The 21,094-nt window shown below is 62.7% G+C and carries 20 protein-coding genes; 7 read left to right on the plus strand and 13 right to left on the minus strand.

The window, feature by feature from the left end; all coding sequences use genetic code 11:
- The first annotated feature begins 3 nt into the window (after positions 1–3).
- Complete coding sequence (locus NKH91_RS21095) at positions 4–726, plus strand: HAD family hydrolase (RefSeq protein WP_023717885.1); 723 nt, start codon at positions 4–6, stop codon at positions 724–726.
- On the opposite strand, the gene NKH91_RS21100 is transcribed toward NKH91_RS21095, so the two are convergent.
- Entirely contained in the window at positions 710–1,366 is a 657-nt protein-coding gene (locus tag NKH91_RS21100; RefSeq protein ID WP_084642516.1) for a class I SAM-dependent methyltransferase, read from the minus strand. The genes NKH91_RS21095 and NKH91_RS21100 overlap by 17 nt on opposite strands.
- Positions 1,367–1,451: 85 nt before the next feature.
- On the minus strand, positions 1,452–3,413 hold the full coding sequence (locus NKH91_RS21105) for a long-chain fatty acid--CoA ligase (protein WP_023717883.1): 1,962 nt from the start codon (positions 3,411–3,413) through the stop codon (positions 1,452–1,454).
- Between the two features lie 478 nt (positions 3,414–3,891).
- Between NKH91_RS21105 and NKH91_RS21110 the strand changes: the two genes are divergently transcribed.
- The 5 genes from NKH91_RS21110 to NKH91_RS21130 are packed head-to-tail and all read left to right on the plus strand — an operon-like array spanning position 3,892 to position 9,176.
- Positions 3,892–5,484 (plus strand): ABC transporter substrate-binding protein, encoded by a 1,593-nt coding sequence (locus tag NKH91_RS21110; protein WP_023717882.1) that lies wholly within the window; start codon positions 3,892–3,894, stop codon positions 5,482–5,484.
- Between the two features lie 58 nt (positions 5,485–5,542).
- Entirely contained in the window at positions 5,543–6,550 is a 1,008-nt protein-coding gene (locus tag NKH91_RS21115; protein ID WP_023676822.1) for an ABC transporter permease subunit, read from the plus strand.
- A gap of 1 nt (position 6,551) precedes the next feature.
- The gene (locus NKH91_RS21120) at positions 6,552–7,469 is read left to right on the plus strand and encodes an ABC transporter permease subunit (protein WP_023717881.1); all 918 of its coding nucleotides are present in this window, start codon (positions 6,552–6,554) and stop codon (positions 7,467–7,469) included.
- A gap of 4 nt (positions 7,470–7,473) precedes the next feature.
- A complete protein-coding gene (locus NKH91_RS21125) occupies positions 7,474–8,349 on the plus strand; it encodes an ABC transporter ATP-binding protein (protein WP_352493740.1) in 876 nt (291 codons plus the stop codon).
- Positions 8,346–9,176: a dipeptide ABC transporter ATP-binding protein gene (locus tag NKH91_RS21130; protein ID WP_352483289.1), complete on the plus strand. Its 831-nt coding sequence runs from the start codon at positions 8,346–8,348 to the stop codon at positions 9,174–9,176. The genes NKH91_RS21125 and NKH91_RS21130 overlap by 4 nt, the downstream gene beginning before the upstream one ends.
- A gap of 22 nt (positions 9,177–9,198) precedes the next feature.
- Here NKH91_RS21130 and NKH91_RS21135 read toward each other — a convergent pair whose 3' ends face one another.
- Positions 9,199–10,119, minus strand: a complete 921-nt coding sequence (locus tag NKH91_RS21135; RefSeq protein WP_023717878.1) for a LysR family transcriptional regulator — start codon at positions 10,117–10,119, stop codon at positions 9,199–9,201.
- A 93-nt stretch (positions 10,120–10,212) separates the two neighbouring features.
- On the opposite strand from NKH91_RS21135, the gene NKH91_RS21140 reads away from it, so the two are divergent.
- Complete coding sequence (locus NKH91_RS21140; RefSeq protein WP_352847059.1) at positions 10,213–11,085, plus strand: NAD(P)H-dependent oxidoreductase; 873 nt, start codon at positions 10,213–10,215, stop codon at positions 11,083–11,085.
- On the opposite strand, the gene NKH91_RS21145 is transcribed toward NKH91_RS21140, so the two are convergent.
- The 10 genes from NKH91_RS21145 to NKH91_RS21190 all read right to left on the minus strand — a co-directional run bounded on the left by NKH91_RS21145 (position 11,016) and on the right by NKH91_RS21190 (position 21,022).
- A complete protein-coding gene (locus tag NKH91_RS21145; protein WP_352847056.1) occupies positions 11,016–12,308 on the minus strand; it encodes a cysteine desulfurase-like protein in 1,293 nt (430 codons plus the stop codon). The two genes, NKH91_RS21140 and NKH91_RS21145, sit on opposite strands and share 70 nt — an antisense overlap.
- A gap of 30 nt (positions 12,309–12,338) precedes the next feature.
- Positions 12,339–13,013, minus strand: coding sequence for an amino acid ABC transporter permease (locus NKH91_RS21150; RefSeq protein WP_352847053.1), 675 nt, complete (start codon positions 13,011–13,013; stop codon positions 12,339–12,341).
- Positions 13,014–13,122: 109 nt separating this feature from the next.
- A complete protein-coding gene (locus tag NKH91_RS21155; RefSeq protein WP_023717874.1) occupies positions 13,123–13,914 on the minus strand; it encodes an ABC transporter substrate-binding protein in 792 nt (263 codons plus the stop codon).
- 177 nt (positions 13,915–14,091) lie between these two features.
- Positions 14,092–14,487: a RidA family protein gene (locus tag NKH91_RS21160; protein ID WP_352483286.1), complete on the minus strand. Its 396-nt coding sequence runs from the start codon at positions 14,485–14,487 to the stop codon at positions 14,092–14,094.
- Between the two features lie 75 nt (positions 14,488–14,562).
- Positions 14,563–15,711, minus strand: coding sequence for an acyl-CoA dehydrogenase family protein (locus NKH91_RS21165; protein ID WP_352483285.1), 1,149 nt, complete (start codon positions 15,709–15,711; stop codon positions 14,563–14,565).
- A 231-nt stretch (positions 15,712–15,942) separates the two neighbouring features.
- A complete protein-coding gene (locus NKH91_RS21170) occupies positions 15,943–16,755 on the minus strand; it encodes an enoyl-CoA hydratase family protein (protein WP_023717871.1) in 813 nt (270 codons plus the stop codon).
- On the minus strand, positions 16,743–17,222 hold the full coding sequence (locus NKH91_RS21175) for a MarR family winged helix-turn-helix transcriptional regulator (RefSeq protein ID WP_023717870.1): 480 nt from the start codon (positions 17,220–17,222) through the stop codon (positions 16,743–16,745). Before NKH91_RS21175 ends, NKH91_RS21170 begins: the two co-directional genes overlap by 13 nt.
- Entirely contained in the window at positions 17,216–17,989 is a 774-nt protein-coding gene (locus NKH91_RS21180) for an SDR family NAD(P)-dependent oxidoreductase (protein ID WP_023717869.1), read from the minus strand. Before NKH91_RS21180 ends, NKH91_RS21175 begins: the two co-directional genes overlap by 7 nt.
- On the minus strand, positions 17,986–20,280 hold the full coding sequence (locus NKH91_RS21185; RefSeq protein WP_352847050.1) for a bifunctional salicylyl-CoA 5-hydroxylase/oxidoreductase: 2,295 nt from the start codon (positions 20,278–20,280) through the stop codon (positions 17,986–17,988). Before NKH91_RS21185 ends, NKH91_RS21180 begins: the two co-directional genes overlap by 4 nt.
- A gap of 142 nt (positions 20,281–20,422) precedes the next feature.
- Entirely contained in the window at positions 20,423–21,022 is a 600-nt protein-coding gene (locus NKH91_RS21190; RefSeq protein ID WP_352483281.1) for a VOC family protein, read from the minus strand.
- Positions 21,023–21,094: the final 72 nt, after the last annotated feature.

Raw genomic sequence — 21,094 nt, forward strand, 5'->3', positions numbered from 1 at the left:
AGCTTGGCGGACATCAAGGGAATATTGTTCGACAAGGACGGCACGCTCGTGGATTTCAACGCGACATGGCTGGGCATCGCCGACTTCATGGCGATGGATGCGGCCGAAGGCGATCGCTGGAAGGCAGACAGGCTGCTTGCGGCGGCTGGCTTCGACTTCGCCACCAGGCGCTTCAAGCCGGATTCTATCTTTGCCTCCGGGACCAACATGGACGTCGTCGAACTGTGGTTTCCGCGGCTGTCCGACGAGGACCAGATGCTTGCCGTCGCCCGCTTCAATGCCATCACCTCGGCGCAAGGATCGGCGATGGCCGTGGCGCTGCCGGGTGTGGTCGAGACGCTTGGGCTGCTTCACAGAAAATCCTACCGGCTTGGCGTCGCCACCAACGACTCGACCAGCGGCGCGGAAAAGACCTTGGTCACGCTGGGCGTCGCGCAGCTTTTCGAAGCCGCCTATGGTTACGACGCGGTGGCCAATCCAAAACCGGCGCCGGATACGATCCTTGCCTTTTCGGATCTGACAGGGCTCAGGCCGGCGACGATCGCAATGGTCGGCGACAATCGTCACGATCTGGAGATGGCGCGCGCCGGCGGCTGCGGCCTGGCGATCGGCGTGCTGTCCGGCACCGGCACACGTGAATCGCTGTCACAGATCGCCGACGTCATCCTGGATTCGGTGGCTGATCTGCCCGATTTTCTTGCGGCCCGGGTCAGCGAGACGGTCTAGACTCGTAGTTATCTGGTCCGAACGAGAACACGCCGCTCGGTTTCATCGCCGCATTCCTGCCCTCGCCGACATCCGGCACCTCGTATTCGGCCAGCAGGCGAAGCCGCGAGCGCGGCAGATAGGCGCGGCCCGGATCGCCGATCAGCACGGCGATGCCGGCAGCAAGGCAGCGGTCGAGGAAGGGAACGACCCGGCCGGCAAGATCGCGGGCGTAAAACAGGTCGCCGACCACCACGATGTCCACCGGTGGCGGCGGACCGCCGGTGATGTCGTCGCCAACGATCATGATAGCGACGCCGTTCGCAGTCGCATTGAGGCTGAGCGCAACCACACCATTACGATCGATCTCGGCCGCGACGACCGCGCTGGCTCCGGCTTTCGCCGCAGCGATGCCGACGAGGCCCGAGCCGGCGCCGAGGTCGAGCACGCGACGCCCGGCCACGGTCTCCGGCCGGTCGATTATGTAGCGGGCAAGCACCGCGCCGCCGGCCCAGACATAGGCCCAGTACGGTGGCTCCGGTTCAGGTTCGTCTTCTTCGGTCCCATGTTGGTTCCATTCGAGAAGCCGCCTGAGGCCGCTTCCCGGATGGGCGGTGTAAAGCCGGATTTCGGGAAGCGCGGGCACGGGGGCGATCCGCATGTGCGCCCGGATGAACTCTGCCGGGTCTGGCCGCGAACCTATATCCACGGCGTTAGCGCCGACGATGCAATCGCTCAAGCTGCGCCTAGCCCCGCAACGCTCGTCGCAGGATCTTGCCGACCGGTGTCTTCGGCAGTTCGGTGCGGAACTCGATATATCTGGGGCGCTTGTAGCCGGTCAGGTTCTCGCGGCAATAAGCCGTCAGCATCTCGGCGGTCAGTGCCGGGTCCTTTTTGACGACGAACAGCTTTGGCACTTCACCCGAATGCTCGTCCGGCACGCCGATCGCCGCCACCTCGAGTACGCCCGGATGCTGCGCCACCACCTCCTCGAGTTCGTTCGGGTAGACGTTGAAGCCGGAAACCAGGATCATGTCCTTCTTGCGGTCGACGATCTTGGTGTAGCCGCGCTCGTCCATGAAGCCCATGTCGCCCGATTTGAAGAAGCCGTCCTCGGTCATCACCTTGGCGGTCTCGTCCGGCCGGTTCCAGTAGCCGGCCATCACCTGCGGTCCGCGGATGCAGATTTCGCCGACCTCGCCGAGCGGCAAATTGTTGCCATCGTCGTCGCGGATGGCGATCTCGGTCGAGGGCAGCGGCAGCCCGATCGTGCCGGTGTAGACTCCGTCGCTGAATTTGTTGGCGGTCGCCCCCGGCGAGGTTTCGGAGAGTCCGTAGGCCTCGCTGATCGGGCAGCCGGTCAGCGCCTTCCAGCGCTCTGCGATGCCCTTCTGCACTGCCATGCCGCCACCCAGCGTCAGGATCAGCGGCTTGAAGTCGAGCCTGCGAAAATCCTCATTATTGAGCAGCGCATTGAACAGCGTGTTGAGGCCAGGAAAGATGTGGATCGGGTATTTCTGCAGCTCCTTGACGAAGCCGGGAATGTCGCGCGGATTGGGGATGAGCACGTTCTGCGCGCCCTGCTGCATTCCCATCATCGCGTTCACTGTGAGCGCAAAGATATGATAGAGGGGCAGCGCGCAGAGGAAGTTCATATGCGCCGGTTTCGGCTTGACCGTGTAGGCGTCTTCGACCCAGAGCGCGTTCTGCGCGACGTTCGCCAAGACATTGCTGTGCAAAAGCATCGCGCCCTTGGAGATGCCGGTCGTACCGCCCGTATATTGCAGGAAGGCGATGTCGCCGGCCACGACCTCGGCGGATTTGAAGGTCACGCCGGCGCCGGCCTTCAATGCGGCGTTGAATTTGACATGGCCGGGCAGCGACCATGCCGGCACCATCTTCTTGACGCGGCGCACGACGAAGTTGACGATCGTTCCCTTGAGCCCGCCGAGCATGTCGCCCATCGTGGCGACCACGACATGCTTGACCGCGGTCCTGGCGATCACCGCCTGCAAGGTGCAGGCGAAATTTTCGAGGATGACAATGGCTTGAGCGCCGGAATCCTTGAGCTGGTGCTCAAGCTCGCGCGGCGTGTAGAGCGGATTGATGTTCACCACGACATAGCCGGCGCGAAGCACCGCCATCATCGCCACCGGATATTGCAGCACGTTCGGCATCATCAGCGCGACACGTGCACCCTTCTGCAACCCCTTTGATTGCAGATAGGCGCCAAACGCAGCCGACTGTCGCTCGAGATCGGCATAGGTGATCGATTTGCCCATGCAGACGAAGGCCGGCCGGTTCGCAAACTGCTTGCAGGCGGCGACGAGAAAGTCACCGATCGAGCTGGAGGGCAGGGCGCCGATCTCGGCCGGCACGATCTTTGGGTAACTCTGGAGCCACGGTTTTTCAGGCAGGCCGGCGGTCAGCGAGGTGATCGCCTTCGGCAATCTTCTGGCTGAAGCTGCCGCCTGTTTGGGCGCTGGCACTGCCTTCGCCGCCGGCTTGACGGTGGGGTACTTTGCGGCAGGCGCCGCCTTGCCGGCTGCCGGCTTGGCAGTCTTTCCAGCCGTGATCTTCGTCGCCGGCTTCGCACTTGCCTTCGCGGTAGTCTTCGGCTTGGCGGCGGCCGCTTTTGGCTTGACCGCTTTCGATATTGCCTCGGCCTTTGCTTTCGCCGCGGTTGTTGTCTTTGCCGGTTTCGCCACCTGTCGCTCCCTCAATCATTCTTATTGTTCGGCACGCTTGAGTGCCACCGCCGCCCCTGACAAACAAAGGTATCCCACGCTTGCCGCAATGTCCGGAGCCTGGGGAATCCACCGCGCTGTCCATCTATCTATGTATTGCCACTAGCAGCGGCCCTGCAAGCCTCGCCCACCTGGCAGTGCGGCAAGACTTGCCATCAAAGCTCTCGGCCGCGACCGGTTTTTGGACGCGCATCTCTTGAACCGAACGGCTCGATTCCCCGAATTGGCGGCATCGCCGATCAACAAAAAATTGAAGTCGCTAATAATGTCGTGATCTGCGGATTTGGCTCGTTTTTTCCACAATTCGCCGCATGCCGGATTTTTTTTCTGCTTCCCGTGGGTTAGGCAAACAAGCAGTTCCAAAGCCAGAAAAACGGTGCTTATATGCGGCCTTCGCGAGCCTGATAGAGGGGCTTGGAAGAACATCAGGGAGTGCTCAATGAAAAAGAAACTGACTTTTGCAGCCGCGTTGCTGGCTGCAAGCGTCCTCGGCGGCATGGCCAATGCAAAACAACTGGTCTATTGCTCGGAGGCATCGCCGGCCGGCTTCGACCCGTCGCCATGGAGCGGCGGCAACGACTTCGACGCTTCGTCGCGCACCATCTATTCGCGCCTGGTCGAGTTCGAGCATGGCAAGACCACCATCTCGCCCGGCCTGGCGGAGAGCTGGACGGTTTCCGACGACGGTCTCGAATACACCTTCAAGCTTCGCCCGGGTGTGAAATTCCAGACGACGGATTATTTCACGCCCACGCGCGACCTCAACGCCGACGACGTGATCTTTTCCTTCGAACGCCAGTGGAAGAAAGAAAGCCCCTGGTACAGCTACCTGGAAGGCACCGGCTGGGAGTATTTCACCGGCATGGGCTTCCCCGATCTCCTGAAGGAAATCGTCAAGGTCGACGATCTGACGGTGAAGTTCGTGCTGAACAAGCCTGAAGTCGCCTTCCTGCCGGACCTCGGCATGGATTTCGCTTCGATCGTTTCCAAGGAATATGCCGACCAGCTCGACAAGGCCGGCACCAGGCAGCAGTTCACCCAGAAGCCGGTCGGCACTGGTCCGTTCCAATTTGTCGACTATCAGGTCGATGCGGTCGTACGCTATGCGGCATGGGACGGCTACTTTGGCGGCCGCCAGAAGATCGACGATCTGATCTTCGCCATCACGCCCGATCCGGCCGTGCGCGCGCAGAAGCTGAAGGCAGGCGAGTGCGATATCATGTCATACCCGGCGCCGGCCGACATTGCCGGGCTGCAGGGTGACGCGAACCTGAAAGTCGACGAGCAGGAAGGCCTGAACATCGGCTATCTCGCCTACAACACGACGCTGCCGCCCTTCGACAAAGTCGAGGTCCGCAAGGCCCTCAACATGGCGGTAAACAAGAAGGCGATCATCGACGCGGTCTATCAGGGCGCCGGCGCGCCGGCCATCAACCCGATCCCGCCGACCATGTGGTCCTATAACAAGGACATCAAGGACGATCCCTACGATCCGGAGGCGGCCAAGAAGATGCTGGCCGATGCAGGCGTCAAGGATCTGTCGATGAAGATCTGGGCTATGCCGGTCAGCCGCCCCTACAACCCGAACGCCCAGCGCGTCGCCGAGTTGATCCAGGCCGACTATGCCGCCGTCGGCGTCAAGGCGGAGATCGTCAGCTACGAATGGACGGAGTATCGCCAGCGCGGCAAAGCTAAGGATCGCGACGGCGCCTTCCAACTGGGCTGGACCGGTGACAATGGCGATCCGGACAACTTCTTTTTCCTGCTCGGTTGCGATGCCATCGGCCAGTCCAATTATGCGATCTGGTGCAACCAGGAATTCGAAGCCCTGCTGAAAAAAGGCAAGGCGACGACGGACGTCGCCGAGCGCACCAAGATCTACGAGGAAGCTCAGGTGGTGTTCAAGCGTGAGGCTCCGTGGCTGACCATCGCCCACTCCAAGGTCTTCATGCCGATGAACAAGAAGGTGTCGGGCTTCGTTATGGACCCGCTCGGCATTCATCGGTTTGACGGCGTCGACGTCACCGAATAAGTCCTGAGAAATTGAACGGCGGCGCTGGACTTCCTGCGCCGCCGTTCTATGAAGCAAGATGCTCCGTTATCTCCTCCACAAGCTCGCTTTGATCATCCCGACCGTGTTCGGCATATCGCTGGCGGCGTTCGCTTTCGTCCGGCTTCTGCCCGGCGATCCCATTCTGGCCCTGGCCGGCGAGCGCGGCGTCAGCCCCGAACGCTACGCCCAGCTCATCGAGCAGTTTGGCTACAACCGGCCTTATGTCATCCAGTACCTGGAATATATCGGCAGGGTCCTGACCGGCGATTTCGGCATATCGATTGCCACCAAGCGGCCAGTGCTCGGCGAATTCCAGGCGCTGTTTCCAGCCACGCTGGAACTGGCGACGGTGGCGTTGATCATCGCCGTCCTGCTCGGCATTCCTGCCGGTATCTTCGCGGCGGTCAAGCGCGGCTCGTGGTTCGACCAGGCGACGATGGGTGTCGCGCTGACCGGCTATTCGATGCCGATCTTCTGGTGGGGGTTGCTGCTCATCATCTTCTTCTCCGGTTATCTCGGCTGGACGCCGGTTTCCGGCCGCATCGGCCTGCAGTATTTCTTCAGGCCGACGACCGGGTTCATGCTCATCGACAGCCTGATCTCCGGCAGGAGCGGCGCTTTCAAATCCGCCGTCAGCCATTTGATCCTGCCGTCCATCGTGCTGGCGACGATCCCGCTTGCCGTCATAGCGCGCCAGACTCGCTCGGCGATGCTCGAGGTGCTGGGCGAGGACTATGTCCGCACCGCGCGCGCCAAGGGCCTGGCGCCGCGCCGTGTCATCGGGCTGCACGCTTTTCGCAACGCGCTGATTCCGGTGGTCACCACCATCGGACTGCAGGTCGGCACGTTGATGGCGGGCGCCATTCTTACCGAAACCATTTTTTCCTGGCCCGGCATCGGCAAATGGATGATCGACGCCATCGGCAAGCGCGACTATGTCGTCGTTCAGAGCGGATTGCTGATCATCGCGCTGATCGTCATGGCGGTGAACCTGATCGTCGACGTGCTCTACGCCGTCATCAATCCGCGCATCCGGGTGCAGTGAGATGACCGACGAATCCGCCGCCGAAGCCACCGCTGCCTCCATCCCGACAGGCGGCAGGCAACGCGCCTTCGCCGAGTTCTGGCACTACTTCTCGATGAACACCGGCGCGGTCATCGGCCTTGTCGTGTTTTCGGCGTTGGTGCTGGTGGCGGTCTTTGCGCCGTTCGTCGCGCCGCATTCGCCCGACGAGCAGTTTCGCGATGCGCTGCTGGCGCCCCCTGCCTGGCAGCAAGGCGGCAAATCGATGTTCCTGCTCGGCACCGATGCGGTCGGCCGCGACATGCTTTCGCGGTTGATTTTCGGGGCGCGTTTCTCGCTGTTCATCGGCCTGGTGGTGGTCGTCTTCTCGCTCACCAGCGGCATCGTGCTTGGCGTGCTCGCCGGCTATTTCCGCGGCTGGGTCGACACGCTGATCATGCGCATCATGGATATTATCCTGGCCTTCCCGTCGCTGCTTCTGGCGCTGGTGCTGGTGGCGATCCTCGGCCCCGGGCTGTTCAACGCCATGCTGGCGATCGCGCTGGTGCTGCAGCCGCATTTTGCGCGTCTCACCCGCGCCGCCGTGATGGCCGAAAAGAACCGCGAATATGTCATCTCCGCCAAGGTGGCTGGTGCCGGTCATCTTCGCTTGATGGTGAGGACGATCTTGCCGAACTGCCTGGCACCGCTGATCGTGCAGGCCACCCTGTCCTTCTCCAACGCCATTCTCGAGGCTGCGGCGCTCGGCTTCCTCGGTGTCGGTGCGCAGCCGCCGACGCCGGAATGGGGCACGATGCTCGCCTCGGCGCGCGAGTTCATCCTGCGCGCGCCTTGGGTAGTGACCTTCCCCGGCCTTGCCATTCTGATCACTGTGCTTGCCATCAATCTGATCGGCGATGGTCTGCGCGATGCCTTCGATCCCAAGCTGAAGAGGTCATAGTCCAATGCCTCTTCTCGAGATCAAGAACCTGACCGTTTCCTTCGACACCGCCGCTGGACCATTCATGGCGGTACAAGGCATCGACCTGTCGGTCGAACCGCGCGAGGTGTTGGCGATCGTCGGCGAATCCGGTTCCGGAAAATCAGTGGCAATGCTGGCAGTGATGGGGCTCTTGCCCAACACGGCGACGGTGAGGGCGGACCGCATGGCCTTCGACGGCATCGACCTGCTTAAGCTCGGCCCGTCCGAGCGGCGCAAGATTGTCGGCAAGGACATCTCGATGATCTTCCAGGAGCCGGTCGCCAGCCTCAACCCGTGCTTTACCGTCGGCTTCCAGATTGAGGAGGTGCTGCGCTTTCACATGGGCATGGACCGCGCCCAGCGCCGGGCACGCGCCATCGAACTGATGAAGTTGGTCGGCATCGCCGACCCTGAGGAACGGCTGGGCTCCTTCCCGCACCAGATGTCGGGCGGCCAGTGCCAGCGCGTCATGATCGCCATCGCCATCGCCTGCAATCCCAAGCTTTTGATCGCCGACGAGCCAACCACGGCCCTCGACGTCACCATCCAGAAGCAGATCCTCGATCTGCTGGTCGGCCTGCAGGCCAAATACGGCATGGGCCTGATCATGATCACCCACAATATGGGGGTGGTTGCCGAGACCGCCGACCGTGTCATCGTCCAATACAAGGGCCGCAAGATGGAAGAGGCCGACGTGCTGTCGCTGTTCGAATCCCCCAAGAGCAATTACACGCGCGCGCTTCTGTCGGCGCTGCCGGAAAACGCCGTCGGCGACCGGTTGCCTACTGTTTCCGACATGCTGTTCGAGCCGGCCCCATCTGTAGTCGCAGCCCGATCCGCGGGAGGAACCGCCACATGAGCGTGACGGTAGTCGAAGGCAAGAACATCGTGCGCGACTATCATGTCGGCGGCGGGCTTTTCCGCCCCTCCCGTACGGTTCACGCGGTCAAGGGTGTTTCGTTCAGCGTCGACAAGGGCAAGACGCTGGCCATCGTCGGCGAGAGCGGCTGCGGCAAGTCAACGCTCGCCCGCATCATCACCCTGATCGACCCGGCGACCTCCGGCGAGCTTTTCATCGACGGCAAGAAGGTAGACATCGCGAGGGACGGCCTGTCGAAGGAAATGCGCCGCAAGGTGCAGATTGTCTTCCAGAACCCCTATGGTTCGCTCAATCCACGCCAGAAGATCGGCGACGTGCTTGGCGAACCGCTGCTCATCAACACCGACAGCACGGCCGGCGAGCGGCGCGATCTCGCCATGAAGATGCTGAAAAAGGTCGGTCTCGGCCCCGAGCACTACAATCGCTACCCGCATATGTTTTCGGGCGGCCAGCGCCAGCGCATCGCCATTGCCCGCGCGCTGATGCTCAACCCCAGCCTCCTGGTGCTGGACGAGCCGGTCTCGGCACTTGATCTTTCGGTGCAGGCGCAGGTTCTGAACCTGCTCGCCGACCTGCAGGATGAGTTTCAACTGACCTATGTTTTCATCAGCCACGACCTGTCGGTGGTGCGCTATATCGCCGACGATGTGATGGTGATGTATTTCGGCGAAGCGGTCGAATACGGCTCGCGCGACGAGGTCTTCGCCGACCCCAAGCACAGCTATACCAGGACGCTGTTCGCGGCGACGCCGCGTGCCGACGTCGCCAGCATCAAGGCAAGATTGGCGAAAAAGAAGGCCGCCTGATCCGGCGAGGTTTGCCGGCCGGCTACCGCTTCTCGATCCCCGGAATGCCGGAGATCTGCTCGGCGAGAAAGTCGACCAGCAGCCGCACCCGGGCAATGCCCGCACGCTCCGGAACGATCAGCATGCTCAGCGGGACGGGAGGCGGAAAATAGCCCGGCAGGATAATTTCCAGCCGGCCGGCCGCCAGAAGATCGTCGACAAGCCAGTGGTGGGCGGGTGCGATACCGCGTCCGGCGACAAGGGCTTTGCGCGCAGCAAGCCCATGGTCGACCCGAAATCGGCCGCCAAAGGGCACCGCAAAGCGCTCGCCGCCCGGCCCCTGCAGGGCGAGCGTGTCGCTTCCCGCGATGTTCGACATCCGAATGCCTTCATGGCCAGGCAGATCCTGCGGGACAGCCGGTCTGCCCCGGGCCGCCAGATAGGCCGGCGCCGCCACCAGCAGACGCCGGGACTGACCGAGCGCCCGCAGCTTCATCGAGCTGTCGGTGAGCGGACCGAGGCGAAGCGCGATGTCGACGCCCTCCCGCACAAGGTCGATGCGCTCGTCGGTTAGGCTGAGATCGATGCCGATGTCGGGATAACGGTCCTGAAAGGCGAAGATCAGCCGGCTGACGTGCAAGACGCCGAGCGCCGCCGTGCAGGATATCCGGATCGTGCCAGCCGATGCGCCGCGCGTGCCTCGCGCCTCATCGCCGGCCTGCTCAACGAGGCGCAGGATCTGGACGCTGTCGGCATAGTAACGGCTGCCTTCATCGGTCATCGTGACACGCCGGGTGGTCCTGCTGAGCAAGGGCACGCCGACGGCCTCCTCGAGCTCCCGCAGATGCCGCGTGACCGTCGACTGACCAACTCCGAGCTCGCGCGCCACCGCCGAGAGGCTGCCGCGCTCGGCGACGCGAACGAAGGTGCGCATGCGCTCGAGGGTGACGTCAGATTTATCCATTATTCGGCATTATCTTATACATTTCCTACATATAGTGGATTAGCCGACGGCTGGCTACCTTTGGTGTCTATCGTCCTTCTTCGGAGTAGACCCATGAAAGTCCTGCTTGTTTTTGCTCATCCTGAACCGAATTCGCTCAACGGCGCACTGCGTGACGTCGCCATCAGGGAGCTCGAGACCCAAGGCCACGAGGTGCGGGTGTCTGACCTCTATGCCGATGGCTGGAAATCCGAGGTGGACCGTGCCGACTTTCCGTCGTGGCCGCCCGAAGCACGCTTCCTGCCGGCCGGCGCCTCCAAAAAAGCTTTTGCGAGCGGCACTCTGACCGATGACGTCAAAGCGGAGATCGACAAGCTGCTATGGGCCGACACCCTGATCCTCCAGTTTCCCCTGTGGTGGTACGCCATGCCGGCGATCCTCAAGGGCTGGGTCGATCGGGTGTATGCCTACGGCTTCGCCTATGGCGTCGGCGAGCACAGCGATAAGAGGTGGGGTGACCGCTTTGGCGAGGGAACGCTCGCCGGCAAGCGCGCGATGCTAATCGTTACCACCGGCGGCTGGGAGGAGCATTATTCCGCCCGCGGCGTCAACGGCCCGATCGACGACCTGCTGTTCCCGATCAACCACGGGATTCTATACTATCCGGGCTACGACGTGCTTCCGCCGTTCGTGGTCTACAGGGTGGACCGTTTCGGGGAGGCCGATTTCGAGCCTGTCGCGGAGCGACTGCGCGAAAGGATGCGGACGCTCGAGACAATCCAGCCCATTCCTTATCGGCAGCAGAATGGCGGCGATTACCTGATCCCAAGCATGCAGTTGCGCCCCGGCTTGGAGAACCCGGGTGCGACCGCCTTCGCCCTTCACGAGGATCGCGCCGGCGCCGTCGGCCAGCCCGATCAGGACAGCCGGGCAATGATGGTGCGAAGCGCCTCGCCGAAGCGCCGGACTTCCTCGATCGTATTGTAATGCACCAGCGAGGCGCGGACGGCGCCGCTGTCCATGCTGAGGTTGAGCCGCTTCATCAGGCGCGGCGCATACATGTGGCCGTCGCGAATGCCGATCTGCATCTCGGCCATCTCCTCGACGATCCTCTGCGGCGACAGCGTGCCGATGTTGAAGCAGAAGGTCGGCACGCGCTCGCGGAGGCGTGCCTCTTCGGCCACGCCGTAGATCATCGCGCCGCAATCTTTGAGCACCGCCAGCATTTCGCGCGCCAGCACCTGCTCGTAATCGCGAATGGCATTCATACCGGCGACGATGTTGTCGCGGCGCGATCGGTTATTGGCTGGAGCGAAATTGCGGCCGATCGATTCGAGATAGCGCACCGCGGCATCCATGCCGGAGACGTTCTCGTAGATGAAGGTGCCGGCCTCGATCTTGTAGGGCGGCTCGTCGGGAATGAAGTCCTCGCGGAAGGTCGGCAGACGCTTCAGCGTTTCGAAGCGGCCCCACAGGAAGCCTATATGCGGCGAGAAATTCTTGTAGCCGGAGCAGACCAGATAGTCGCAGTCCCATGCCTGCACATCGATCAGCCCGTGCGGGCCGTAATGCACGCAGTCGAGGAACACTTCGGCGCCTGCCGCATGCGCGATCCCAGCCACTGAAGCAACGTCGACGATCGAGCCGATCGAATGCGCCGTCACCGTGCAGGCCACGAGGCGGGTGCGCTCGGAGACCAGCGGGCGCAAATCGTCGACATGCAGATTGCCGTCCTCGCGCATCCGCCACCATTTGAACTTGGCGCCGGCGGGTGCCAGCGCCAGCCACGTCGCGATATTGGCATCGTGATCCATGTCGGTGATGACGATCTCGTCACGCTCCCCGTTTGGTCGCTCAGAAAGCATCTGGCCGATGCCGAGGCTGACCAGGCGGATGAACGAAGTGGCGTTCATGCCGAAACAGATCTCCGCCGGGTTGGTGGCGTTGATCAGCAAGGCCACGCTTTCGCGCGCGCCGGCGACGGCTTGATCGACGGTGACGCTGCGGCCGTAGCGGCCGCCGCGCTGCACATTATGCGCGACCAAATGGTTCGTGACCGCGTCGAGCACACTTTGCGGGATCTGCGCGCCGGCGGCATTGTCCATGAAGATGAAGTCGCCGGCCTGCTGCAAGGCGGGAAACATGGCGCGGATCGTCTCGACCGGGAAAGCTGCGGCATCGCCCGTTTTCGAAATCTGATGCTGGTTCAAGGTCGTCTCCTGCGAAGTGCGCTGACAGATTCAGTGGGTCTTTTCGGTTTGAAATCGGCGTTCAAGGAGGCTGACGAGACGGACCATCGGCCAGAGAAAGATGAGATAGACCAGCGCGGCGCCAATCAGCGGTGAGGGGTTGGCATAGAGCGATTGCGCGTTGGTCGCTTCCTTCAGCAGTTCGGGCAGCGCCACGGTGGAGGCGAGCGAGGTGTCCTTGAACATCGAAACGCAGTTGCTGGTCATCGGTGGAATGACGACGCGGATCGCCTGCGGCAGCACTACCTTGCGCAAGGTCAGCAAGAACGGCAGGCCGAGCGCCTGCGCCGCCTCGAACTGGCCGCGCGGAATGCTTTCTATGCCGGAGCGGAACACCTCGGCCGAATAGGCCGCCATGATGATGGCGAACGCCATCACCGCGGAAGTCCAAGACGACAGGCGTATGCCGAGAAACGGCAGCGCATAGTAGATCAGGATCAGCACGACCAGCACCGGCATCGCCCGGAAAATGTCGATGTAGCCGACAGCCAGCAGCCGAAGCGGCTTTGGCGCATAGAGCCGCACCAGGCTGATCGCGAGGCCGACGGGAATACCGATGCCGATGCTCATGATTCCGAGCAGCAGCGTGTTCAGGAAGCCGCGCAGCAGTGCCGGCAGGCTGGAGATCATGACGTCGGCGTTGAAGAAGGTGTCCAGCAGCGACATCGCAGCATTCCCGAAACGTTTGGCGTCCCGCGACGCTCGAGCCCGAGCCCGAAATCCGAAATCGTGCCGGCATCGAAAGCCGGCACGACATTTAAGCGCGAACTGCCGCTCAGGCCTTCGGCATAGGCATTTCCTTGACGGTCGAGGAATCGGCCGGTGCGTCGCTGCCGAACCACTTCTTGTGGATCGCGGCCAGCGTGCCATCCGTCTTCATCGCGGTCAGCGCGTCGTTCAGCTTGCCGAGCAACGGGTGGTCCTTGGTCATCATCAGGCCGTACTGCTCGCCGGTCTTGATGCGCTCTTTTACGGCGAGATCCTTCATCCTGGTGAAAGAATATTCCAGGCCCGGAATATCGCTGACCGCCGCATCGACGCGGCCGGAGCTGAGATCGAGCAGCAAATTCTGCTGCGTGTCGTAGCCCTTGACGTCACTGAACCCGTCCGCTTCCTGGTGCGCCTTGACCCAGGTTTCGCCGGTCGAGCCGGACAGCACGCCGACGATCTTGCCCTTGAGGTCGGCCTCGGCCTTGATTGGGCTGTCGGCCTTCGCGGCGATGCCCATGTCGGAATCATAGTAGGGTTGCGTGAACGACTGCGACTTCAGCCGCTCCGGCGTGATGGTGATCGACGAAATGGCGACGTCGATGCGCTTAGAGGTGGTGGCGGCGAACAGCGCCTGGAAACCGAGGTCGGCGATGTCAGTGGTCATGCCGATACGCTTTGCCGCTTCGTTGATGATGTCGACTTCGAAACCCTCGAATGTACCGCTCTCGTTCTTGTATTCAAAAGGCGGATTGGTCGGATAGGCGCCGACATTCAGCGTGCCTTCGGCATAGGCCGGGCCGCCGGCGATGCCGATGGCGGCAGCAACAAGAAGCAGGTTGCGACGGGTGAAGTTCATTTTCGTTCCCTCTGGTTGTGATCGGACGGGTTGGCCCCGCACGGTTTTGATACGCCAAGTAACCGGACTGCCGGAAAGCCCTCCCGGCACGGCAGTCGTAAGACATCGGATGCTATCCAAAGTACCGCGCTTTTCAAGGCGAAAGTTTTAAGCTTAAAAAATTGCCGCGTGTTGCCATCAGTCCGGAATAACCGCCGTGGCCTGGATCTCAACCTTGGCGCGATCCTCGACCAACGCCATCACCTGCATGGCGGCCATCGCCGGAAAATGCCGGCCGATCACCTCGCGATAGACCTCGCCGATCCCCTTGAGATTGGCCAAATATTCCGCCTTGTCGGTAAAGTACCAGGTCATCGAGGTGATATGCTGCGGCTTGGCGCCGGCCTCGGCGAGCACGGCGACAATATTGGCCAGCGTCTGCTTCACCTGGCCGACAAGATCGTCGGTCTCGAAGCGGCCCTGCCCGTTCCAGCCGACCTGCCCGCCGACGAAGACAAGCTGCCCACGCGCGGCGACGCCATTGGCGTAGCCGACGGGTTTCGCCCAGCCTTCCGGCTGCAGGATGGTGTGCATATCAAAGCCTCCCAATGCTCAAATCCGGTCGCTCAAAACTCAAAGACAATCAATTCTTCCACACAAACTCCGGTCTCAGGCCGCTCCCATCACTTGCCGTGCAATCACCACCTTCTGCACGTCCGACGCTCCCTCGTAGATGCGCAGTGCCCGGATCTCGCGATACAGTCTTTCGACGATATGGCCCCTGCGGACGCCGTCGCCGCCATGCAGCTGCACAGCCCTGTCGATCACCTCCTGCGCCTTGTCGGTGGCGAACAGCTTGGCCATCGCCGCTTCGCGGGTGACACGGGCGGTCCCCATGTCCTTGGTCCAGGCGGCGCGGTAGACCAACAAGGCGGCGGCATCGACATCCAGCGCCATCTCGGCGATGTGGCCCTGCACCATCTGCAGCTCGGCCATCGCTGCACCGAACAGCCTGCGCTCGGCCACTCTTTTGATGCTTTCGTCCAGCGCGCGCCGGGCAAAGCCGAGCGCAGCTGCCCCGACCGTCGAACGGAACACGTCGAGCACCGACATGGCGATGCGAAAACCATCACCGGGTTTGCCGATCAGCGCCGAGGCTGGAACGCGGGCATTGTCGAAAGACAGCCGGGCGAGCGGGTGCGGCGCGATCACCTCCAGCCGCTCGGCGATGGTCAGGCCCTTTGTCTCGGCCGGCACGATGAACGCCGAAAGCCCCTTGGCACCGGGCGCTTCGCCAGTACGGACAAAGACAACATAAAAGTCAGCGATACCGCCGTTGGAGATCCAGGTTTTTTCGCCGGATAGGATATAGCTATCGCCGTCACGCGTGGCCGTCATTTCCATATTGGCAACGTCCGAGCCCGAACGCGCCTCCGACAGTGCGAAAGCCGAAATCGCCTTGCCGGCCCGTGTCTTCCCCAGCCAGTGCTGCTGGTCTGGCGTGCCGAACAGGCTGAGCGCGCCGGTGCCGAGCCCTTGCATGGCGAAGGCGAAATCGGCCAGCCCGTCATGCCGGGCCAGCGTTTCGCGCGTGAGGCACAATGTGCGCACGTCGAGTGCTGCAGGGTTTTCGGTGTCGAGCGCTGTCGGTTTCAGCCAGCCATCCCGGCCGAGCTTGGCCACCAGCTCGCGGCAGGCTGCGTCGACATCGTCATGCGCGACCGGCAGGTTCTTGGCGCACCATGCCTCCAGCCGCTCTGCCAACTCGCGGTGATGGTCCTCGAAAAACGGCCAGGTGAGGAAGGAACGGTCAGGCATTTCTGCCTCCACAGTTCTCCGGCCCTGGCGCTCCACGGCGCCCCCCTCTGTCCTGCCGGACATCTCCCCCTCTAGGGGGGAGATTGGCGGCTTCGCTGCCACTGCTCTCCCGGCGATGTTGGAGATTGGCGAAAGCGGGCCTGACATCCAATCTCCCCCCTTGAGGGGGAGATGGCCGGCAGACCAGAGGGGGGTGCTGTCTTGCCAGCGTGCCCATGGAAGCGATCATCCTCAATCCCCCTCGAACACCGGCTTCTCCTTGGCGACGAAAGCCTTATAGGCCCGTTCGAAATCGCGGGTCTGCATGCAGATCGCCTGCGCCTGCGCTTCCGCTTCGATAGCCTGGTCGAGGCCCATCGACCACTCCTGGTTCAGCTGCGTCTTGGTCATGCCATGGGCGAAGGTTGGGCCGGAAACGATGCGCGCGGCCATGTCGAGCGCGTCGGCCTCGAGCGTTGCGGCATCGACCAGCCGATTGTAGAAGCCCCAGCGCTCGCCTTCCTCGGCGCTCATCGTGCGGCCGGTATAGAGCAGTTCGGCGGCGCGACCCTGGCCAATGATGCGCGGCAGGATCGCGCAGGCGCCCATGTCGCAGCCGGCAAGGCCGACGCGGCTGAACAGGAAAGCCGTTTTTGCCTGTGGCGTGGCGATGCGGATGTCGGAGGCCATGGCGATAATCGCGCCGGCGCCGACCGCCACGCCGTCGACCGCCGCAATAATCGGCTTGCCGCAATTCAGCATCGCCTTGACGAAATCGCCGGTCATGCGAGTGAAGGCGAGCAGCGCCTTCATGTCCATCTTGACCAGTGGGCCGATGATTTCGTGGACATCGCCGCCCGAGCAGAAATTGCCGCCATTGGGAAGGAACACCACCGCATCGACGTCGTCGGCATAGACGAGATCGCGAAAAGTGTCGCGCAATTCGGCATAGCTGTCGAAGGTCAGCGGGTTCTTGCGCTCCGGCCGGTCAAGCCGGATCTTTGCGATTTTGCCTTCGACCTGCCAGAGGAAATGCTTCGGCTTGCGGCCGGCTATCTTTGCCATTCCCGTCCCTCCCAATTGCTGCGGAAGGAGGTCAGCATGCCGGTCAGCCGGCGCGCCTCGTCCTCGCTCACATTGCCCAGCAATTCGCCGACCCATTTTTCATGCGCGGCGGCGATCACGCCGAAAGTCTTCGATCCCTCTTCCGTCAGCCGTACCATCGAGGTGCGGCGGTCGCCATTGCGTCGGGCTCGCATCACCAGCCCTTCCGAGACCAGCCGGTCGATGATGCCCGTGACATTGCCGTTGGACACTAGCAGGAAGCGCGACAGGTCGCTCATCAGCATGCCCTCGGGCGCCCTGTAGAGCGCGGCCATCACGTCGAAGCGTGGCAGCGTTGTGTTGAATTCTTGCCGCAAGCGTTCGCGCAGCTCGGCCTCGATGGTGCGCGAGGCGCGCAGCAAGCGTATCCACAGCCGCAGGCGGTCCTTGCCGGGTCCGGACGGGGCGGGCAGGGGACCGGCTACCATGTCTCACCTCCGGAGATCGAAATCGTTTGTCCGGTGATCGACCCGGCGGCGTCGCTACACAGATAGAGCACGGCGGCTGCAATTTCCTCTGGCTGGATGAAGCGGCCTTGCGGGTTGGTCTCGGCAAGGCTTGTCCGCGCCTGCTCGGCCGAGCGGCCGGTCGTTTCGACGATGCGCCGAACGGCGCCTTCCAGCATTTCGGTTTCGACGAAACCCGGGCACACCGCATTTACGGTCACGCCGGACTTCGCGGTCTCGACGGCGAGTGCCCGCATCAGACCGACGACGCCATGCTTGGCTGCGACATAAGCTGCAACATAGGGATAGCCTTTCAGTCCGGCGGTGGAAGCGATGAAGATGATACGGCCCGTCTTGCGCGCGGCCATGCCGGCCAGCGCCGGCTTCACCGTCAGGAACACACCGGTCAAGTTGACGTCGAGCGTGCGCTGCCAGTCTGCCAGCGAGGTCCGCTGCGCCGAGGCGCTGCCGGACATGCCGGCATTGGCAACGACGACGTCTAACGGGCCGCGTGCCGCTTCCGCGTCCTCGTAGAGCGACGCCATCGATGCCTCGTCGGTGACGTCGGCGGCAATGGCGAAGATGCGCTTGTTCTGAGCGGCGACCTCGGCAAGCGGCTCCACGCGCCGGCCACAGATGGTCACATCGATGCCTGCGCCGGCCAGCGCCAGCGCGATCGCCCGGCCGACGCCGGAGCCGCCGCCGGTGACCAGCGCATGTCGCCCTGAAATCGCTGCGGCGGAACTCATACTTTCAACCCCGCCGCCGCTTCGCGCTCGGCCAGCCGGTAGAGTTGGTCGCGGCCGGGCAGATAGGGATCCGGCCATTTGACGCCGCGATCGCCAAGCGTGACCGCCGCATGCAGCGTCCAATAGGGATCGGCAAGATGCGGCCTTGCCAGTGCGACGAGGTCGGCGCGGCCGGCCATCAGGATCGAGTTGACATGGTCCGGCTCGTAGATATTGCCGACCGCCATGGTCGCCATGCCGACTTCGTTGCGGATGCGGTCGGAAAATGGCGTCTGGAACATGCGGCCATAGACCGGTCTTGCCACGGCCGAAGTCTGGCCGGCCGACACGTCGCAGATGTCGACTCCGGCTTCATGCAGCTGCCGCGCGATCTCGACCGCATCGGCCGGCGTCACGCCCTCGATGCCGAGCCAGTCATTGGCGGAGATGCGCATCGAGATCGGCTTTTCAGCCGGCCATACGGCGCGCACCGCATGAAAGATTTCCAAGGGATAGCGCATGCGGTTTTCCAACGAGCCGCCATAGGAGTCGGTGCGCCGGTTGGTCAAGGGTGTGATGAAGGAGGACAGGAGATAACCGTGCGCGGCGTGGATTTCGAGCATGTCGAAGCCGCAGCGCGCCGCCATCTCGGCCGAAGCGACGAACTGCTCGCGCACCGTATCCATGTCGGCGCGGTCCATCGCCTTCGGCACCTGGTTCTGCGGCGACCACGGCACGGAAGATGCCGCCATGACGGGCCAATTGCCCGAGGTCAGCGGCACGTCGGTTCCCTGCCAGCCGAGCCGGGTCGATCCCTTGGCGCCGGAATGGCCGATCTGCGCACAGATTTTGGCTTCGGTTTCGGCATGAACGAACTCGACCAGCCGCTTCCAGGCGACCTCATGCTCGGGCGCATAGAAACCGGGGCAGCCTGGCGTGATGCGGCCTTCCGGGCTGACACAGGTCATCTCGATGTAGAGGAGAGCGGCGCCGCCCTTGGCCCGTTCGGCATAGTGGGCGAAATGCCAGTCGGTCGGACAGCCGTCGACCGCCTTGTACTGCGCCATCGGCGAGACGACGATACGGTTCTGCAGCGCCATGTCGCGCAGCCGGAACGGCGCAAACATCGGCGCGCGACGCAGACTGTTGCCGCCGGCACCGGCCTGACGTTGGAACCATTCCTCGGCGCCGGCCAGCCATTCGGCATCGCGCAGCCGCAAATTCTCGTGACTGATGCGCTGCGAACGCGTCAGCAGCGAATAATTGAACTGCACCGGATCGAGGCCGAGATAGCGCTCGACCTCCTCGAACCATTCGAGCGAATTGCGTGCCGCCGACTGCAGCTTCAGCACTTCGGTGCGGCGGGCGTCCTCATATTTGCGGAAGGCTGCCTCGAGGTCCGGCTCGGACTCGACATAGTCGGCCAGCGCCACCGCGCTTTCCAGCGCCAGCTTGGTGCCGGACCCGATCGAGAAATGCGCGCTCGCCGCCGCGTCGCCCATCAGCGCCAGGTTCTTGTAGGACCAGCGTTCGCACAAGACGCGCGGGAAATTGATCCAGGCCGAGCCGCGGATATGATTGGCATTGGTCATCAGCGCGTGGCCGCCGAGATGGCGGGCAAAGATGCGCTCGCAGACGGCAATCGATTCCTGCTGAGACATCGCGCCGAAGCCGAAGCGTTGCCAGGTCTGCTCGCTGCATTCGACGATGAAGGTCGCGGTATCGCTGTCGAACTGGTAGGCATGCGCCCAGACCCAGCCATGTTCGGTTTTCTCGAAGATGAAGGTGAAGGCGTCGTCGAATTTTTGACGGGTGCCGAGCCAGACGAACTTGCATTTGCGGACATCGATATCGGGCTTGAACACGTCGACGAAGGCGCCCCGCGCTTTCGAGTTCAGCCCATCGGCGGCGACGACCAGGTCGTGCGTCTCCATATATGGCTTGGGATCGGCGATGTCGATTTCGAAGACCAGCTTGACGCCGAGTTCGCGCGCCCGCCGCTGCAGCAGCGTGAGCAGCCGCTTGCGGCCGATGCCGCAAAAGCCGTGACCGGTCGAGACCGTGCGCACGCCGTCATGGATAACGGCGATATCGTCCCAATAGGCAAAATGCTTGCGGATCCAGACGGCGCTGACCGGGTCGTTCCTGGTCAGGTTCTCCAGCGTTTCGGCCGACAGCACGACGCCCCAGCCGAACGTATCGTCGGCACGGTTGCGCTCGAACACCGTCACCTCATGCGCCGCATCCCGGAGCTTCATCGAGATGGCAAAGTAGAGGCCGGCTGGTCCGCCGCCGAGAACCGCAACTTTCATCGTGCGATCTCCTCTTCGCTTCTGTTTGTCGAGTTTACGCCTGAGGAAAATTAATTCAAGCTTGAAGTTTCAAGATTGAAACAATCCGCCCCTGATAACTCGCCTTGCCGGCAGTCGGCTCGGCAGGCCAGGGACTCCCGGGCTATTTTTCCGGGTTCTTCGGGCTCCACAGCACCGTTTCTGCATCCTTTTCATAGGCCATGCCATTGGGATAGCTGATCGCTTCCAACTGCAAGCCCCAAGGGGCCTGGAAGTAAAGGATGGCCTGGCCGGCGGCGGGGCCTTCGGTAACCGGCAGCGGTCCCATTCGCGTCTTGACGCCCTTGCCGTCAAGATAGGCTTTTGCGGCGGCGATGTCGTCGACATAGAAGGCGATATGGAAGCCGCCTATGTCGCTGTTGCGAGGCGTCAGGTCCTTCTGGTCCGGCGCGGTGTATTTGAACAGCTCGATGTTCGACCCGTGTCCGCAGCGGACCAGGGTGATCTCCTCGATCACCGCCTTGGGATCGACGCCCAGCAGATCCTGCATGAATGTGCCCTTGTCGTCGGCGAACGGGCCGAACGACATCGCCTTCTTGCAGCCAACCACTTCGGTGAAGAAGTCGACCGCCTGCTGCATGTCGGGGACGGTGACGCCGGTGTGGTCGTGGCCACGCATGCCGGGTATGGAACTGGCGCAAGCGGTGCCGATGCTTCCCAGCACGGTGGCTGCAAGCGTCGCATATCGGATCGCATTCTTCATATCAGTCATCCTCCATAGCGAGACATTTTGCCGGGCGCACGCCCGAGGCCCGCTCTTCGGCGTGCGAATAGG

The sequence above is a fragment of the Mesorhizobium sp. M0894 genome (assembly GCF_040319725.1).
GTDB lineage: Bacteria > Pseudomonadota > Alphaproteobacteria > Rhizobiales > Rhizobiaceae > Mesorhizobium.

What these genes read in the sequence shown, in the direction of transcription:
- NKH91_RS21110 (WP_023717882.1), top strand. Translation starts at nt 3,892, where the DNA reads ATGAAAAAGAAACTGACTTTTGCAGCCGCGTTGCTGGCTGCAAGCGTC.
- NKH91_RS21165 (WP_352483285.1), bottom strand. Translation starts at nt 15,711, where the DNA reads ATGCCTGACCGTTCCTTCCTCACCTGGCCGTTTTTCGAGGACCATCAC.
- NKH91_RS21175 (WP_023717870.1), bottom strand. Translation starts at nt 17,222, where the DNA reads ATGGTAGCCGGTCCCCTGCCCGCCCCGTCCGGACCCGGCAAGGACCGC.
- NKH91_RS21130 (WP_352483289.1), top strand. Translation starts at nt 8,346, where the DNA reads ATGAGCGTGACGGTAGTCGAAGGCAAGAACATCGTGCGCGACTATCAT.
- NKH91_RS21135 (WP_023717878.1), bottom strand. Translation starts at nt 10,119, where the DNA reads ATGGATAAATCTGACGTCACCCTCGAGCGCATGCGCACCTTCGTTCGC.
- NKH91_RS21100 (WP_084642516.1), bottom strand. Translation starts at nt 1,366, where the DNA reads ATGCGGATCGCCCCCGTGCCCGCGCTTCCCGAAATCCGGCTTTACACC.
- NKH91_RS21115 (WP_023676822.1), top strand. Translation starts at nt 5,543, where the DNA reads ATGCTCCGTTATCTCCTCCACAAGCTCGCTTTGATCATCCCGACCGTG.
- NKH91_RS21160 (WP_352483286.1), bottom strand. Translation starts at nt 14,487, where the DNA reads ATGCACACCATCCTGCAGCCGGAAGGCTGGGCGAAACCCGTCGGCTAC.
- NKH91_RS21180 (WP_023717869.1), bottom strand. Translation starts at nt 17,989, where the DNA reads ATGAGTTCCGCCGCAGCGATTTCAGGGCGACATGCGCTGGTCACCGGC.
- NKH91_RS21190 (WP_352483281.1), bottom strand. Translation starts at nt 21,022, where the DNA reads ATGAAGAATGCGATCCGATATGCGACGCTTGCAGCCACCGTGCTGGGA.
- NKH91_RS21155 (WP_023717874.1), bottom strand. Translation starts at nt 13,914, where the DNA reads ATGAACTTCACCCGTCGCAACCTGCTTCTTGTTGCTGCCGCCATCGGC.
- NKH91_RS21185 (WP_352847050.1), bottom strand. Translation starts at nt 20,280, where the DNA reads ATGAAAGTTGCGGTTCTCGGCGGCGGACCAGCCGGCCTCTACTTTGCC.
- NKH91_RS21140 (WP_352847059.1), top strand. Translation starts at nt 10,213, where the DNA reads ATGAAAGTCCTGCTTGTTTTTGCTCATCCTGAACCGAATTCGCTCAAC.
- NKH91_RS21125 (WP_352493740.1), top strand. Translation starts at nt 7,474, where the DNA reads ATGCCTCTTCTCGAGATCAAGAACCTGACCGTTTCCTTCGACACCGCC.
- NKH91_RS21170 (WP_023717871.1), bottom strand. Translation starts at nt 16,755, where the DNA reads ATGGCAAAGATAGCCGGCCGCAAGCCGAAGCATTTCCTCTGGCAGGTC.
- NKH91_RS21120 (WP_023717881.1), top strand. Translation starts at nt 6,552, where the DNA reads ATGACCGACGAATCCGCCGCCGAAGCCACCGCTGCCTCCATCCCGACA.
- NKH91_RS21150 (WP_352847053.1), bottom strand. Translation starts at nt 13,013, where the DNA reads ATGTCGCTGCTGGACACCTTCTTCAACGCCGACGTCATGATCTCCAGC.